14 protein-coding genes are annotated in these 13,672 nt (G+C 73.6%); 6 read left to right on the top strand and 8 right to left on the bottom strand.

Annotated features, from left to right (window positions below; all coding sequences use genetic code 11):
* Nucleotides 1-199 precede the first annotated feature (199 nt).
* Both AB0B63_RS14395 and AB0B63_RS14390 read left to right on the top strand, forming a co-directional pair.
* The gene (locus AB0B63_RS14395) at nt 200-532 is read left to right on the top strand and encodes a hypothetical protein (protein ID WP_357018364.1); all 333 of its coding nucleotides are present in this window, start codon (nt 200-202) and stop codon (nt 530-532) included.
* The gene (locus AB0B63_RS14390) at nt 529-1,182 is read left to right on the top strand and encodes a nucleotidyl transferase AbiEii/AbiGii toxin family protein (protein ID WP_208565889.1); all 654 of its coding nucleotides are present in this window, start codon (nt 529-531) and stop codon (nt 1,180-1,182) included. The genes AB0B63_RS14395 and AB0B63_RS14390 overlap by 4 nt, the downstream gene beginning before the upstream one ends.
* Before the next feature lie 76 nt (nt 1,183-1,258).
* Here the strand turns inward: AB0B63_RS14390 and AB0B63_RS14385 are convergent, their stop codons facing one another.
* Entirely contained in the window at nt 1,259-2,161 is a 903-nt protein-coding gene (locus AB0B63_RS14385; RefSeq protein ID WP_357018360.1) for an SDR family oxidoreductase, read from the bottom strand.
* A 235-nt stretch (nt 2,162-2,396) separates the two neighbouring features.
* Between AB0B63_RS14385 and AB0B63_RS14380 the strand changes: the two genes are divergently transcribed.
* On the top strand, nt 2,397-4,199 hold the full coding sequence (locus AB0B63_RS14380; RefSeq protein ID WP_357018357.1) for a 5'-nucleotidase C-terminal domain-containing protein: 1,803 nt from the start codon (nt 2,397-2,399) through the stop codon (nt 4,197-4,199).
* 68 nt (nt 4,200-4,267) lie between these two features.
* On the opposite strand, the gene AB0B63_RS14375 is transcribed toward AB0B63_RS14380, so the two are convergent.
* Nucleotides 4,268-4,444, bottom strand: coding sequence for a hypothetical protein (locus tag AB0B63_RS14375; RefSeq protein ID WP_357018354.1), 177 nt, complete (start codon nt 4,442-4,444; stop codon nt 4,268-4,270).
* Nucleotides 4,445-4,523: 79 nt separating this feature from the next.
* Between AB0B63_RS14375 and AB0B63_RS14370 the strand changes: the two genes are divergently transcribed.
* Entirely contained in the window at nt 4,524-5,558 is a 1,035-nt protein-coding gene (locus AB0B63_RS14370; RefSeq protein WP_357018350.1) for an NAD(P)-dependent alcohol dehydrogenase, read from the top strand.
* Nucleotides 5,559-5,579: 21 nt separating this feature from the next.
* Here the strand turns inward: AB0B63_RS14370 and AB0B63_RS14365 are convergent, their stop codons facing one another.
* Complete coding sequence (locus AB0B63_RS14365) at nt 5,580-6,740, bottom strand: geranylgeranyl reductase family protein (RefSeq protein ID WP_357018347.1); 1,161 nt, start codon at nt 6,738-6,740, stop codon at nt 5,580-5,582.
* Nucleotides 6,741-6,880: 140 nt separating this feature from the next.
* On the opposite strand from AB0B63_RS14365, the gene AB0B63_RS14360 reads away from it, so the two are divergent.
* Both AB0B63_RS14360 and AB0B63_RS14355 read left to right on the top strand, forming a co-directional pair.
* The gene (locus AB0B63_RS14360; RefSeq protein WP_208565883.1) at nt 6,881-7,117 is read left to right on the top strand and encodes a hypothetical protein; all 237 of its coding nucleotides are present in this window, start codon (nt 6,881-6,883) and stop codon (nt 7,115-7,117) included.
* 148 nt (nt 7,118-7,265) lie between these two features.
* Complete coding sequence (locus AB0B63_RS14355) at nt 7,266-8,684, top strand: MFS transporter (RefSeq protein WP_357018344.1); 1,419 nt, start codon at nt 7,266-7,268, stop codon at nt 8,682-8,684.
* A 101-nt stretch (nt 8,685-8,785) separates the two neighbouring features.
* Here the strand turns inward: AB0B63_RS14355 and AB0B63_RS14350 are convergent, their stop codons facing one another.
* From AB0B63_RS14350 to AB0B63_RS14330, 5 genes are all read right to left on the bottom strand, one after another.
* Entirely contained in the window at nt 8,786-9,478 is a 693-nt protein-coding gene (locus tag AB0B63_RS14350; RefSeq protein WP_357018341.1) for a hypothetical protein, read from the bottom strand.
* 331 nt (nt 9,479-9,809) lie between these two features.
* Nucleotides 9,810-10,268 carry a VOC family protein gene (locus AB0B63_RS14345; protein WP_357018338.1) on the bottom strand — a complete coding sequence of 153 codons (459 nt, stop codon included), beginning with the start codon at nt 10,266-10,268 and terminating at the stop codon, nt 9,810-9,812.
* 59 nt (nt 10,269-10,327) lie between these two features.
* Nucleotides 10,328-10,957, bottom strand: a complete 630-nt coding sequence (locus AB0B63_RS14340) for an MBL fold metallo-hydrolase (protein WP_208565880.1) — start codon at nt 10,955-10,957, stop codon at nt 10,328-10,330.
* A complete protein-coding gene (locus AB0B63_RS14335) occupies nt 10,954-12,042 on the bottom strand; it encodes an S-(hydroxymethyl)mycothiol dehydrogenase (protein WP_208565879.1) in 1,089 nt (362 codons plus the stop codon). The genes AB0B63_RS14340 and AB0B63_RS14335 overlap by 4 nt, the downstream gene beginning before the upstream one ends.
* Before the next feature lie 117 nt (nt 12,043-12,159).
* Entirely contained in the window at nt 12,160-13,503 is a 1,344-nt protein-coding gene (locus AB0B63_RS14330; RefSeq protein ID WP_357018333.1) for an MFS transporter, read from the bottom strand.
* Nucleotides 13,504-13,672 lie beyond the last annotated feature (169 nt).

Raw genomic sequence — 13,672 nt, 5'->3', positions numbered from 1 at the left:
CGAACGGAACTCCGCGACGGCAATTCAGGTGAGGCCCGGGGACACTGGACACACCGACGCTCCTGCCCGCCAGCTTACCCCGCCGGGCCCTTCCGCGCGCCCGTCGCGCCCGGCCGGGAGGGCCGGCGCGGGCACCGGCAGCGGCGGTTCGTCGAAAGCCGCGTACCTGAGCTGGTCGAACCGGCGTTACCCTGACACCATGCAGGCCACCCTGGCGACCGCCCCCCACCTGGCCCGGCCGGGCCGACCGGTGGTGGTGGCGCACACCCTGGCGGAGCTGACCGGCCCCACCGGCGGGGTGGTGGAGCTGCCGGTCCGGTTGATGTGGAGCAGCGAACGCACCTTCGACCTGGCCGAACCGGACGATCTGCTCTGGTTGTACGAGAACGTGCTGCGGGAGACCACCCGCGCCGACGACCTGCGGGCACTGATCGACGGGCGCACCCTGCGCCGGGTGTGGCGGCGGCTCAACCTGCCCCGGGGGGTACGGGCGGCCTGGGAGAGCCGACACCGGGGCCTGCGGGCCGCGTGACCCACCTGCACGACTTCTACCGGGAGGTCGCCCGGGTCGCGCTCACCGCGGCCGGGCCGCACCGGTTCGTGCTCGGCGGCGGGGTGGCCTGGGCGGCGCACGGTCTGGTCACCCGGCCCACCGAGGACGTCGACCTGTTCGCCGACGTGGAGGGGGCGGCCGCCGCGGCGGCGGCGGAGGTATGCGCCGCGCTGGAACAGGCCGGGTACACCGTCGCGCCGGCCGACCCGGACAGCGACCTCGGTGACCTGTTCGAGGGCTTCGACCGGGACATCCGGGACTTCGTCGTCGGCCGGGACGACCGGCGGATCCGGCTCAGCCTGGCCCGGCTCGACCGGTACCGCTCACCGGTGGTGATGGACCTCGGCCCGGTGATGGACCTCCGCGACCTGATCGCCAACAAGACCGCCGCCCTGGTCAACCGCCGGGAGGCCCGCGACTACATCGACGTCGCCGCCGCGCTGGCGCAGTACCCGGTCGACGAGCTGCTGGCGCTGGCCCGGCAGGTGGACCCGGCGCTGGTCGACGAGGACGTCCGGGCCGCCGGCCGCTACCTGGACCGGCTGCCGGACCGTCGGCTCGCCCGCTACGGCCTGGACCCGGCGCAGATCGCGCAGGTCCGCCGCCGGATGGCCGGCTGGCCCCGCTGAGCGTCCGCCGCCGGCCCGTGCCACGGGGCGCGGGCCGGCGTCGGCAGGCCGGGCCGGGTGCGCGCGGGTGGGCCGCTCACCTGGTGAAACGACCGCCGGTGACGCCGAGGATCTCCCCGGTGACGTAGCTGGACTCCTGGGAGGCGAAGAAGACGTACGCCGGGGCCAACTCGGCGGGTTGCCCGGCCCGGCCCAGCGGGGTGTCGGTGCCGAACTTCTCCACCTTCGCAGGCGGCATGGTCGCCGGGATCAGCGGCGTCCAGATCGGGCCCGGGGCGACCGCGTTGACCCGGATGCCCCGGTCGGCGAGCTGCGCCGCGAGACCCTTGGTGAAGTTCGCGATGCCCGCCTTGGTGGTGGCGTAGTCCAGCAACGGCGGCGACGGGTCGAACGCCTGGATCGAGGTGGTGTTGATGATCGTCGCGCCCTCCTTCAGGTGCGGCACGGCGCTGCGGCAGAGCCAGAACATGGCGTACAGGTTGGTCTTCATCACCCGGTCGAACTGCCCGGTGCTGATCGACGTGATGCCGTCGTCCTGGGCCATCTGGTAGGCCGCGTTGTTGACCAGGATGTCCAACCCGCCGAGGTCGGTGACGGTCCGGTCGACCAGGTCGCGGCAGTGCTGCTCGTCGGTCAGGTCGGTGCGCACCGCCACGCCCCGCCGGCCGGCCTCCTCGACCAGCCGCACCGTCTCCCGGGCATCGGCGTCCTCCTCCTCGTCGAGGTAGGAGATGACGACGTCGGCGCCCTCCCGGGCGAAGGCGATCGCCACCGCCCGACCGATACCCGAGTCGCCGCCGGTGATCAGGGCCCGCTTGCCCGTCAACCGGTCGCTGCCCCGGTACGACGTCTCCCCGTGGTCGGGCGTCGGGCCCATCCGGTCGGTCCGGCCGGGTGCCGACTGCTGCTGGGCCGGCTGGCCGTCCTGGTGGCCGTACTGCTCGGTGGGGTCCTGCGGGGTGTACTGGTCCTGGCTCACCGTGTCGCTCCCTGCCTGGTTTGGTCCGTTCTGGGTCCCTGGCTGACCTACCCCGACGGGTACGCCGGAAACAACAGCCGGGCCCGACGGTGGAACCGGATGTGACAGGGAGATGGCCGATGGGGTCGGTGTGGTGAAACACCCCCGACCACTGTGGCGGGAGCGACGGCTGCTCGTTATGGTGCGCAGCGGCGCCCCACGAGGCGCGTCCACCCCCGATGGAAGGGCATTTTTCATGACCTCCTCCTCCGGCGCGTCGCGCCGCCAGGTGCTGGCCGTCGCCGCCGCCGCGGCGACCGCCCCGCTGATCGCCGGCGGGCCCGCCCAGGCGGCCCAGCGGCAGGGCCCGCAGGGTGCGAAGACCTGGGACCTGACCGTCCTGGGCACCTCGGACACCCACGGCAACGTCTACAACTGGGACTACTACCGCGACGCCGAGTTCGACGACAGCAAGCACAACGACGTCGGCATCGCCAAGCTCGCCACCCTGGTCAACCAGATCCGCGCCGAGCGTCGGGGCCGGGCCACCCTGGTCCTCGACGCCGGCGACACCATCCAGGGCACCCCGCTGGCCACGTACTACGCCAAGCAGGAGCCGATCACCGTCACCGGCGCGACGCACCCGATGGCCCGCGCGATGAACATCCTGCGGTACGACGCCGTGACGCTGGGCAACCACGAGTTCAACTACGGGCTGCCGCTACTGGCGACCTGGATCGACCAGCTGGGCTTCCCGGCGCTGGCCGCGAACGCGGTGAACGCCCGCACCGGCAAGCCGGCGTTCCGGCCGTTCGTGCTCAAGCGGGTCCGGCCCGGTGGGCCCGGGACGCCGACGCTGACCGTGGGCATCCTCGGCCTGACCAACCCCGGCGTGGCCATCTGGGACAAGGGCAACGTGGAGGGCAAACTGGTCTTCCCGGGCATGGTGGAGACCGCCGCGAAGTGGGTGCCGGTCATGCGGCAGCGGGGTGCCGACCTGGTCATCGTCTCCGCCCACGGTGGCGACAGCGGCACCTCCAGCTACGGCCCGGAGCTGCCCAACGAGAACCCGGTGGCGCTGATCGCCCAGCAGGTCCCCGGCATCGACGCGATCCTGTTCGGCCACGCCCACAACGAGGTGGTGGAGAAGTTCGTCACGAACACCGCCACCGGGGCGCAGGTGCTCACCGCCGAACCCTCCAAATGGGGCCAGCGGCTGACCCGGATGGACTTCACCCTGACCCGGGAGCGGGGCCGCTGGAAGGTCGTCGGCAAGGGCGCCACCATGCTCAACACCAACACCGTGGTCGAGGACCCCAAGGTGCTCGCCGCCGTACGGGGCCAGCACGCCAAGACGGTCGGCTACGTCAACACGGTGGTCGCCCGGTCCACCCAGGAACTGTCCGCCGCCGAGTCACGCTACCGGGACACCCCGATCCTGGACTTCATCAACCACGTCCAGACCGAGGTGGTCACCGCCGCGCTCACCGGTGGCCCGTACGCGGCGCTGCCGGTGCTGTCGATCGCCGCGCCGTTCAGCCGCACCGCCGTCTTCCCGCAGGGTGACGTGCGCATCCGTGACGTCGCCGGGCTGTACGTCTACGACAACACCCTGGAGGCGGTGGTGCTCACCGGTGCCGAGGTGAAGGCGTACCTGGAGTTCTCGGCGAAGTACTTCACCACGCTGCCGGTCGGCGCACCGGTCGACCCGGCGACGATCAGCGACCCGGCCGTGCCGGACTACAACTACGACGTGATCTCCGGGCTGGACTACGACGTCGACGTCTCCCGGCCGGTCGGTCAGCGGATCACCCGGCTGGTGCTGCCCGGCACCGACACCCCGGTCGCCGCCGACGCGCAGTTCGTCGTCGCGGTGAACAACTACCGGCGCAGCGGCGGCGGGAACTTCCCCGGCATCGTGAAGACCCAGGTCTACAACGCGCAGCAGGAGATCCGTCAGCTGCTCATCGACTGGGCGCAGGCCCGGGGCACCATCGACCCGGCTGACTTCTTCGTGCCGAACTGGCGGCTGGTCCGGGCCGGCGTGCCGGTGTTCTGAGCCATCCCGGCCGGCGGCTGCCACACCCGACGGGTCCCGGGGTGCCACCCCGGGGCCCGTCGCGCCGTTCAGCCGCCCGAACGCAGGTCCTGCTCGTACTGGCCGGGGGTCGGGTCGGGCTGGTAGCGGGGCGGCTCGGTCTCGGTCGACGTCGTCCGGTCCTCGGGTCGGACCGGCGGCGGCAACTCGCCGAAGCGCATGTGCCGCAGCAACGCGTGCTGCTCGTCGGTGAACGGTTCGCTCATGACGCTCAGTGTGCACCCGGCATCAAGACCGGCGGGAGGGGTAAGCGGGCGGTTCCGTCGGCGACGAGAGGACGAAACCATGCGCGCGGTACGGATGACCGCCCCCGGGGTGCTCGAACAGGTGCAGGTGCCGACGCCGACGCCCGGCCCCGGCGAGGTGCTGGTACGCGTCGGCGCGGTCGGTGCCTGCCACTCCGACCTGCACATCCTCGACGCACCGCCGGGCGTCTTCCCCACCCCGATCACCCTCGGCCACGAGATCGCCGGCACCGTGGACGCCCTCGGCGACGGCGTCACCGGCTGGTCCGCCGGGGAGCGGGTCGCCGTCTACGGGATCATCGGCTGCGGCACCTGCCGGGGCTGCCTGCGGGGCCGGGAGAACCAGTGCCGCACCGTGCCGGTGGGCGGGATCGGGCTCAGCCGTGACGGTGGGCTGGCCGAGCACGTGGTGGTGCCCGCCTCCCGGCTGCTGCCCGTCGGCGACCTGGAGCTGACCCAGGCCGCGCCGCTGACCGACGCCGGGCTGACCCCCTACCACGCGATCGAGCTGGCTCGGCCGGTGCTGCGGCCCGGGACGTCGGTCGTGGTGATCGGCATCGGCGGACTGGGGCACATGGCGGTGCAGATCCTCGCCGCCACCACCGCCGTGCGGATCATCGCGGTGGACAGCAACGTCGCCGCCCTCGACCTGGCCACCCGGGTCGGCGCGCACCACGTGGTGCCGGCCGGCCCGGACACCGTCGAGCGGATCCGGGAACTCGTCGGCCCGGCACCCGACGGCGCGGACGTGGTCATCGACTGTGTCGGGGTGGACGCCACCCTCACCACCGCCCGTGACGTCGTGGCCACCGGTGGCCGGCTGCTGCTGGTGGGTCTGGGCGGCGGCACCATGCCGGTGCGGCCGGTCGCCGACGAGCCGCCCACCGTGCCGTTGGAGACCAGCGTCGAGGTCCCGTTCTGGGGCACCCGGGCCGAACTCCAGGAGGTGATCGCCCTGGGCCGGGCCGGGCTGCTCACCGCCGACGTGCAGACCTTTCCGCTGGAACGCGCCCCGGAGGCGTACGACCTGCTGCGCGCGGGTGAGATCCACGGCCGCGCGGTGATCGTGCCCTGAGCGGCGGCGTAGGGGGTGCGGTCAGCGGCCGACGCCGGGGGCCGGCGGCTGCCCGTCCCGGGCGGGCAGCCGGTCCAGCAGGGCAAGGGTCGCGCGCACCGGCCTCCGGTCCAGGGTCCGGTCGAAGCTGGACCGGCCCTGGCAGAACCGGACGAACATCGCCCAGCCGGCCGGGGTCGCCAGGAAGGCGTGGCACACCTCGGGGCGACGGGCGAAGGTCTGCAGCAACCGGTGCCCGGCGCGCATCGACGGCACCAGCCGCTCGTGCACGTCCCGGGGGTAGCGGTCCAGGTCACCGGCGGCGACCGCCGCACCGGCCAGCGTCCCGGACCGCAGTGCGTAGCTGATTCCCTCCCGGGTCCACGGCTCCAGCAGGCCCGCCGCGTCCCCGACCACCAGCACCCGACCGTGACGCAGTGGCGCGTCGTCGGCCCGGCAGCGGGTCAGGTGCCCGGAGTCGTGCTCGGCGGCCACCTGACCCAGGCCCAACCGGTCGAGGAAGCTGTGCAGGTAGGCGCGGGTCCGGTCGCCCTCGCCACGGGCACCGATCACCCCCACGGTCAACAGGTCGCCTTTAGGGAACACCCAGCCGTACGCGCCGGGGAACGGGCCCCAGTCCAGCAGCAGCCGCCCCCGCCAGCGGGCCGCCTCGGCGGGTGACACCGGCAACTCCCGTTCCAGACCCAGATCCACCTGGCGGAACCGGACGCCCACGTGCCGGGCGGTCACCCCGGCGGAGCCGTCCGCCCCGATCACCGTGCGGGCGGTCAGGGTGGTGCCGTCGGCCAGTCGGACGCGTACCCCGTCGGGGTCCTGGTCGAGGGCGCGCACGGCGACGCCCTCGCGGACCTCGGCCCCGGCGGACACCGCCGCCGCGCGCAACCGGTCGTCGAACTCGTCGCGGCGCACCATCGTCACCAGGGGTGTGCCGTGCCGGCGGGTGAAGCCCCACCGGCCGTCCCGGGTGAAGGTGACCCGGTCGACCCGGTCGTGCGCCGGCACCTCGATGCGGCCGGCCACCATCGACAGCGAGGTGCCGATCAGGCCACCCCCGCAGGTCTTGTAACGGGGGTGCACGGCCCGGTCCAGCACCAACGTCCGCACCCCGGCCGCCGCGGCCTCCCGGGCCGCGCTGAGCCCGGCCGGCCCGGCGCCGACCACGACGAGATCCCAGATGATCATGCCGGTCAGCCTAGGGCACCCGGCCCCGCGCCGAGGGGTACGGCCGGCCGTGCGGCAGGCATTGTCGGGTGACCAGTGGGTAAACCGCGTCACCCGGCCCGCCCGACCGGTCGGCCGGGCCCACAGCAAGGAGGGGCACCATGCAGCAGGTACGTCTGTCGGAGGTCGAGGTGCGCGTCTACGAGGCGGTCAGCGTGCTGGAGATCCGCAGCCAGGTTCCCTACCCCGACCTGATCGCCGAGGAGGCGGGGCTGGCCGAGCAGGACGTCCACGCGCCGCTGCGCCAGCTCACCGAGAAGGGTCTGCTGCACCGGGAGGACTCACCGCTGGCCGGGCTGGACTTCGGCCCCCGCTGGTGCGCCCGCCAGCCGGCGTGAGCGCAGTCGCGCCCCGCCGGCCGGCCGGGTCGGGCACCGGTTTGCCGCACCGTCCCCCGGGTAGCGCTGCGGCATGCCCGATCACCGGCCCGTACGGGATCATCGGTGCGTGCCCGATCGCCGTCACGCGCCAGATCACCGGTCCGCGGTGACAGCGGCGGACGACCGCCGCCGTTGGCAGGCCCTCGGGGTCGGCCTGGTCGCGGCGTTCATGACGCTGCTGGACGTCAGCATCGTCAACGTCGCCATCCCGTCGATGGACCGGTCGTTGCAGGCCAGCCCCAGCGACCTGCAGTGGGTGCTGTCCGGCTACGCGCTGACCTTCGGGCTGGTCCTGGTGCCGGCCGGCCGGTTCGGCGACGCCCGGGGTCGACGTAACGCCTTCGTGGTCGGGGTCGCCCTGTTCACGCTCACCAGCGCACTGGCCGGGCTCGCCCAGTCCCCGACCTGGCTGGTCGCCGCCCGACTTCTGCAGGGCGTCGCCGCCGGGGTGGTCAACCCGCAGGTGACCGGCCTGATCCAGCAGCTGTTCCGGGGCGCGGAGCGGGGTCGCGCGTTCGGCCTGCTCGGCGCCGTCATCGGCATCTCCACCGCCGTCGGTCCGCTGCTGGGCGGCCTGCTGATCGAACTCGGCGGCGAGGACCACGGCTGGCGGTGGGTGTTCTTCGTGAACGTGCCGGTGGGGGTGCTCGCCGTGCTGCTCGGCTGGCGGCTGCTGCCCACCCGGGCCGCCGGCCAGCTCGACCGGCACCGGCTCGACCCGGTCGGGGTGCTGCTGCTCGGGGCCGGTGTGACACTCCTGCTGCTGCCGTTGGTGCAGCGGGAACAGTGGCCCAGCCCGTGGAAGTGGGCGCTGATCCCCGCCGGGCTGGTCGTCCTGGTCGCCTTCGGACTCTGGGAGCGCCGCTTCGGCCGCACCCGCACACCGCTGTTCGACCTGGGACTGTTCCGGTTGCGGTCGTACACCATCGGCGCGGTCATCGCGCTCATCTACTTCGGTGGCTTCACCGCGATCTTCTTCATCTTCACCCTCTACCTGCAGAACGGTCTCGGCTACCGGGCGTTGACCGCCGGCCTGGCGATCACCCCGTTCGCCCTCGGCTCGGCGCTCGCCGCCGCCCTCGGTGGCCGGCTGGTCACCCGGTTCGGCCGGCCGCTGGTCGGGCTCGGGCTGGTCCTGGTGCTGGTCGGGCTCGGTGGGGTGGTGTTCGTGCTGCGCGGCGACCCGCACGGCTCGATCCCGCTGCTCACCGCGCTGCCGCTGCTGCTCGCCGGGCTCGGCAGCGGCCTGGTGATCACCCCGAACCAGACGCTGACCCTGTCCGAGGTGCCGGTGCCGCAGGCGGGCAGCGCGGCCGGAATGCTGCAGACCGGTCAGCGGATCGGTTCGGCCGCCGGCATCGCCGCCGTCGGCGCGTTGTTCTTCTCGTCGCTGGCCAGCACCGACGGTCAGTGGGCCGCCGCGTTCCGGCATTCCCTGCTGCTGGCCATGGGCATCGTCGCGTTGGCGCTGGTCGCCGCGGCGACCGACATCATGCTGAACCACCGCGCCGCGCACCACCGCTGAGCCCGCCGACCCGGCGTCGCACCCGGGGACACGCCCCGACGCGCCGACGCCGACCGGCCGGTCCCGTGACGGAACCGGCCGGTCGGCGCTGCGTCAACTGGTCACCAGTGCTGCTGGACGAGGTCCGCAGCCTGCTGCTCCCACTGGGCGTACGCGTACGGGTAGGCCGAGACCTGCACGGTCTGCGCGGCGGTGGTCAGCGGCAGGTCCTCCCAGCCGGGCACGTTCTTCAGCGCGGAGAAGAACGCCCGGGAGGCGTACCGCGGGTCGGTGATCTGCTCCGGGCTGCCCCACCCCGACGACGGGCGCTGCTGGAACAGTCCCTGCGAGTCGTGGTCGTTGTAGGCGCCGAGGTGTCCCAGGTTGTACAGCTTCGACTCCTGCAACGAGGTGGCCACGCCGATCACGGCGCCGCGCTCCCCCACGCCGGTCCGCTTGGCCTCGGCGATGATCGCCTTGGCGTTGGCGACCTGCGCGTCGTCGAGCGGGACGCGGGACTGGGCGCCCTCCAGCCCGTGCGGGATGAGTTCGTCGGTGCTCGGCTTACCGGCCGGCACCTCGGTGGTGGGGGTGCCCGTGGTCAGGCCGGACTCGACGGTGACGCCCTGCCGGCTCTTGCCGGTGGCCAGGTCGATCGCGGCGCGGGCCCCCTGGTGGGGGCCGGTGGTGACGGGGGCGGCCACGGCCGCCGGGCCGAACGCCAGGCCGCCGAGGGCGGCGACGCCGGCGATGCCCAGTGCGGTCCTGCGGTCCTTCGCGATGGCCGGGAGCCATCGAGTGAAGTCCAGCTTCACGATGGTTGCCCTTTCGATCGTGGCGACGCGCTCCGGGGTGAGCGGGCCTCGGGGGAACTCCCACGCCAGCCGGGGGTGTGGTGGCCGGCGTATGGGGGACACAACCAGCCGGGCGTGTCGGTCATTCCGGAAATGCCGTGGCCGGCCCGGGCTGTGGTCCGGGTCACCGGCGGGCGGCTCGCGCGGTCTCATACCGGACAGACGACCCGAATCGCACGACGCGGGTCCGGACGGGCGTGGCCGTCCGGACCGGGTGTGGGCCGCCCGCGCGCAGGCAGGAGGGCACAGGACGGCCGGCAGCAGGACCCCGGCGGGCGGACCAGTGCTGGCGTCAGCCGTCGGTGCCGAAGCCGTCGGCGGTGGACCGCTCGTCGCGGTCCCGCAACTCCTGGAACAGGGTGAGCTGAAGGCCGGCGGGCGCGTCGAGTCGGGAGTTCAGCGAATGCCAGGGGGTGACGGTGGGCGGCGCGACCTCGGTGGCCCCGGCGGCGACGAGCCGACCGGTGACGGCGGCGGTGTCGTCCACCTCGAAGGCCAGTCGGAGCCTCGGGGCCACCTGACGGCCCACCTCGACGTCGTCGATCATCCGCTTCTGCGCCGGATTGGCGATCTCCAGGGTGGCCCGGCCCGCCTCCAGGATCACCACCCGGGCCTGCCCGGCACCGGAGTACGCAGCCTGCTCGGGTAGCCCCAGGGCGTCCCGGAAGAAGGCGACCGCGGCGTCGTAGTCCTCGGCCTCCACCACCAGGCGCAGCTGCCGTACGCCCGGGGGGCGGTTGTCGTCGGTCACCCGGCCGATCCTAGGCCCGCCGGGGCCGGGCGGCGGTGAAGGCCGCCCGGCCGGTGCCGTCAGTGGCCGCGGGTCAGCCACTCCTGCAGGTGGGGGGCCTCCGCGCCGATGGTGGTGTCGTCGCCGTGCCCGGTGTGCACCACCGTGTCCGCCGGCAGGGTGAGCAGGCGGGTCCGGATCGACTCCACGATCGTGGCGAAGTCGCTGTACGACCGCCCGGTTGCCCCCGGACCACCGGCGAAGAGGGTGTCGCCGGTGAAGACCGCGCCGAGCGACGGGGCGTGGAAGCTGCACGCCCCGGGGCTGTGCCCGGGGGTGTGCAGCACCCGCAGCACCGTGTCCCCGACGGTGATCTCCTGACCGTCGGACAACTCCCCGTCCGGGGCCAGCCCGGGGTGCACCAGATCCCACAGCACCCGGTCGTCGGGGTGCAGCAGGATCGGCGCACCGGTGACCTTGGCCAGTTCGGGGGCGACCCGGACGTGGTCGTCGTGGGCGTGGGTGGCGAGGATCGCCACCACCCGGCGGTCGCCGACGGCCCGGCGGATCGCGGCCACGTCGTGCGGGGCGTCGAGCACCACGCACTCGGTGTCGTCGCCGACGACCCAGACGTTGTTGTCGACGTCGAAGGTCTGCCCGTCGAGGGAGAACGTGCCGGAGGTGACGGCGTGGTCGACCCGGGCGGTCACGGGAACACCACCACCGAACGCAGCACGTCCCCGTCGTGCATCCGGTGGAACGCCTCCTCCACCTGGTCCAGGGCGATCTCCTCGGTGACGAAGGCGTCGAGGTCGAGCCGACCCTGCAGATAGAGCTGGGTGAGCAGCGGGAAGTCCCGGCTGGGCAGGCAGTCGCCGTACCAGCTGGACTTGAGCGCGCCGCCCCGGCCGAAGACGTCCAGCAGCGGCAGGTCCACGGTCATCTCCGGGGTGGGCACCCCGACCAGGACGACGGTGCCGGCGAGGTCCCGGGCGTAGAACGCCTGCTTCCAGGTCTCCGGCCGCCCCACCGCGTCGATCACCACGTCCGCGCCGAACCCACCGGTGGCGGCCCGGATCGCCTCGACGGCGTCCTCGGCGGAGGCGTCGACGGTGTGGGTGGCGCCGAACCTGCGCGCCCAGTCGAGTTTGCGACCGTCGGTGTCCACCGCGACGATCGTGGTCGCGCCGGCCAGGACGGCACCGGCGACCGCCGCGTCGCCGACCCCGCCGCAGCCGATGACGGCCACCGAGTCACCCCGGGTGACCTGCCCGGTGTTCATCGCCGCGCCGAGGCCGGCCATGACACCGCAGCCGAGCAGCCCGACGGCGGCGGGCCGGGCCGCCGGGTCGACCTTGGTGCACTGGCCGGCGTGGACCAGCGTCTTTTCCGCGAAGGAGCCGATGCCCAGCGCCGGGGTCAGTTCGGTGCCGTCGGTGAGGGTCATCTTCTGGGCGGCGTTGTGGGTGTCGAAGCAGTACCACGGCCGGCCACGGCGGCAGGCCCGACACACCCCGCACACCGCCCGCCAGTTGAGCACCACGAAGTCGCCGGGGGCGACATCGGTCACCCCGGCGCCCACCTGCTCCACCACCCCGGCCGCCTCGTGGCCGAGCAGGAAGGGGTAGTCGTCGTTGATGCCACCCTCGCGGTAGTGCAGGTCGGTGTGGCAGACCCCGCAGGACTGCACCCGTACCACCGCCTCGCCGGGCCCCGGGTCGGGCACCACGATGGTGGTGACCTCGACCGGAGCGCCCTTGCTCCGTGAAATGACGCCCCGGACTTCCTGGCTCACGTTGTGTCCTCCCTGCTTGCCGGCACGACGGCCGGGTGGGGTCCCGCTCACCGCCGAACCTACCGCGATCATGCCGCCCGCCCCACCGGTCCGCCGGACCCACCATCCGCCGGCCCGTCACCCTCCGCCGTCGGGCCCCTCCCCCGGGGGTACACGCACCGCGGCACCGGGCTCGGCCGCAGGTTCCCCCGGTCGGGTGGCGTGCCGGCGGCGGGCCGCGTTGCGGTACCGCAGCACCTGCACCGCGCCCAGCACCCACAGCAGGTACTGCACGGCGAACGCCCACCGGAACGCCGTCAGCGGTGGGGCGGCCGCACCCGCCGGGGTGGTCAGGTCCAGCACCACCCCGATCGCCAGCACCAGCACGATCGAGGCGACGAATCCGCCGACGTTGACGATGCCGGTGGCACTGCCGATGCGGTGCACCGGGTTGGACGTGCGCGCGTAGTCGAAGCCGACCACCGCACCGGGGCCGTTGAGGGCCAACACCAGCACCAGGATCACCAGCAGCCAGTACGGCGACCGGCCGGGCCAGACCAGCACCGCCGCCCACACCCCGGCGCTGGCCCCGGCGATGACGAAGATCAACACCGAGCGGTGGAACGGGTGCCGGGCGCACAGGTAGGCGACCAGCGGCCCGGCGAGCAGCGCCCCGACCGTCATCAGGGTGAGCAGGGACGCGGCGACGGTCGGCGGCAGGCCCTGCCCCTGCACCAGGAACGGGTAGCCCCACAGCAGTGCGAAGACCGCACCGGAGAACTGGGCGACGAAGTGCGACCACAGGCCCAGCCGGGTGCCCGGTTCGGCCCACGCGGCGGCCAACTCCCGGCGCACGGTGGACAGGGCGGGGGTGGCGGCGACGCCCGGCCCGACGTGCGGGCCGTCCCGGACGACCACCAGCACCAGCACCACCGCCGTCGCCCCGAGCCCGGCGGCGACCAGGAACGCCGGGGTCCAACCGGCCAGGTGCAGCAACGCCACCAGTGGCACCGCGGCGAGGATCGCCCCGACCTGGCCGAAGGTGCCGGTGAGCTGCACCAGCAGCGGGTTGCGTCGACCCGGGAACCAGAACGCGACGATCCGCAGCACGCTGATGAAGGTCATCGCGTCACCGAGGCCCACCAGCACCCGCCCGCCGACCGCCAACCGGACGTCGGTGGCGACGGCGAAGCAGAGCTGACCGGTGACCATCAGCGCGCCGCCGGCCAGCAGCAGCCGACGTGAGCCGTACCGGTCCAGGAGCACCCCGACCGGGATCTGCATGGCGGCGTACACGGCGAGCTGGGCGACCGAGAACACCGCCAGGGCGGAGGCGTTGATGTCGAAGCGGTGGGTGGCCTCCACCCCGGTCACCCCGAGGGAGCTGCGGTGGAACACCGCCGCCAGGTAGGCGGTGACGGCCACCGCCCAGACCGCGGTGGCCCGACGACCGGCGGGGCCGGCGGGGACGCTCACCGGCACGCCGAGCCGGTACCCGCCCGCGTCACCCCGACCGGCCGCCGGTCGACCCGCGCGGCGGGCACCCGTGCCGGCGTACGGCGTTTCGTCATGCCGCAATGGTGCGTCGCCCGGGGCCCGGTCGCCCCCGGCGGGTGCACCGCCGGTGGTCCGCGCCACTACCGGCACCGGG

This window comes from Micromonospora sp. NPDC049081, from assembly GCF_040648835.1.
In the GTDB taxonomy this organism is placed as follows: Bacteria; Actinomycetota; Actinomycetes; order Mycobacteriales; family Micromonosporaceae; genus Micromonospora; species Micromonospora antibiotica.
This window is presented reverse-complemented; position numbering and strand designations above follow the sequence as displayed.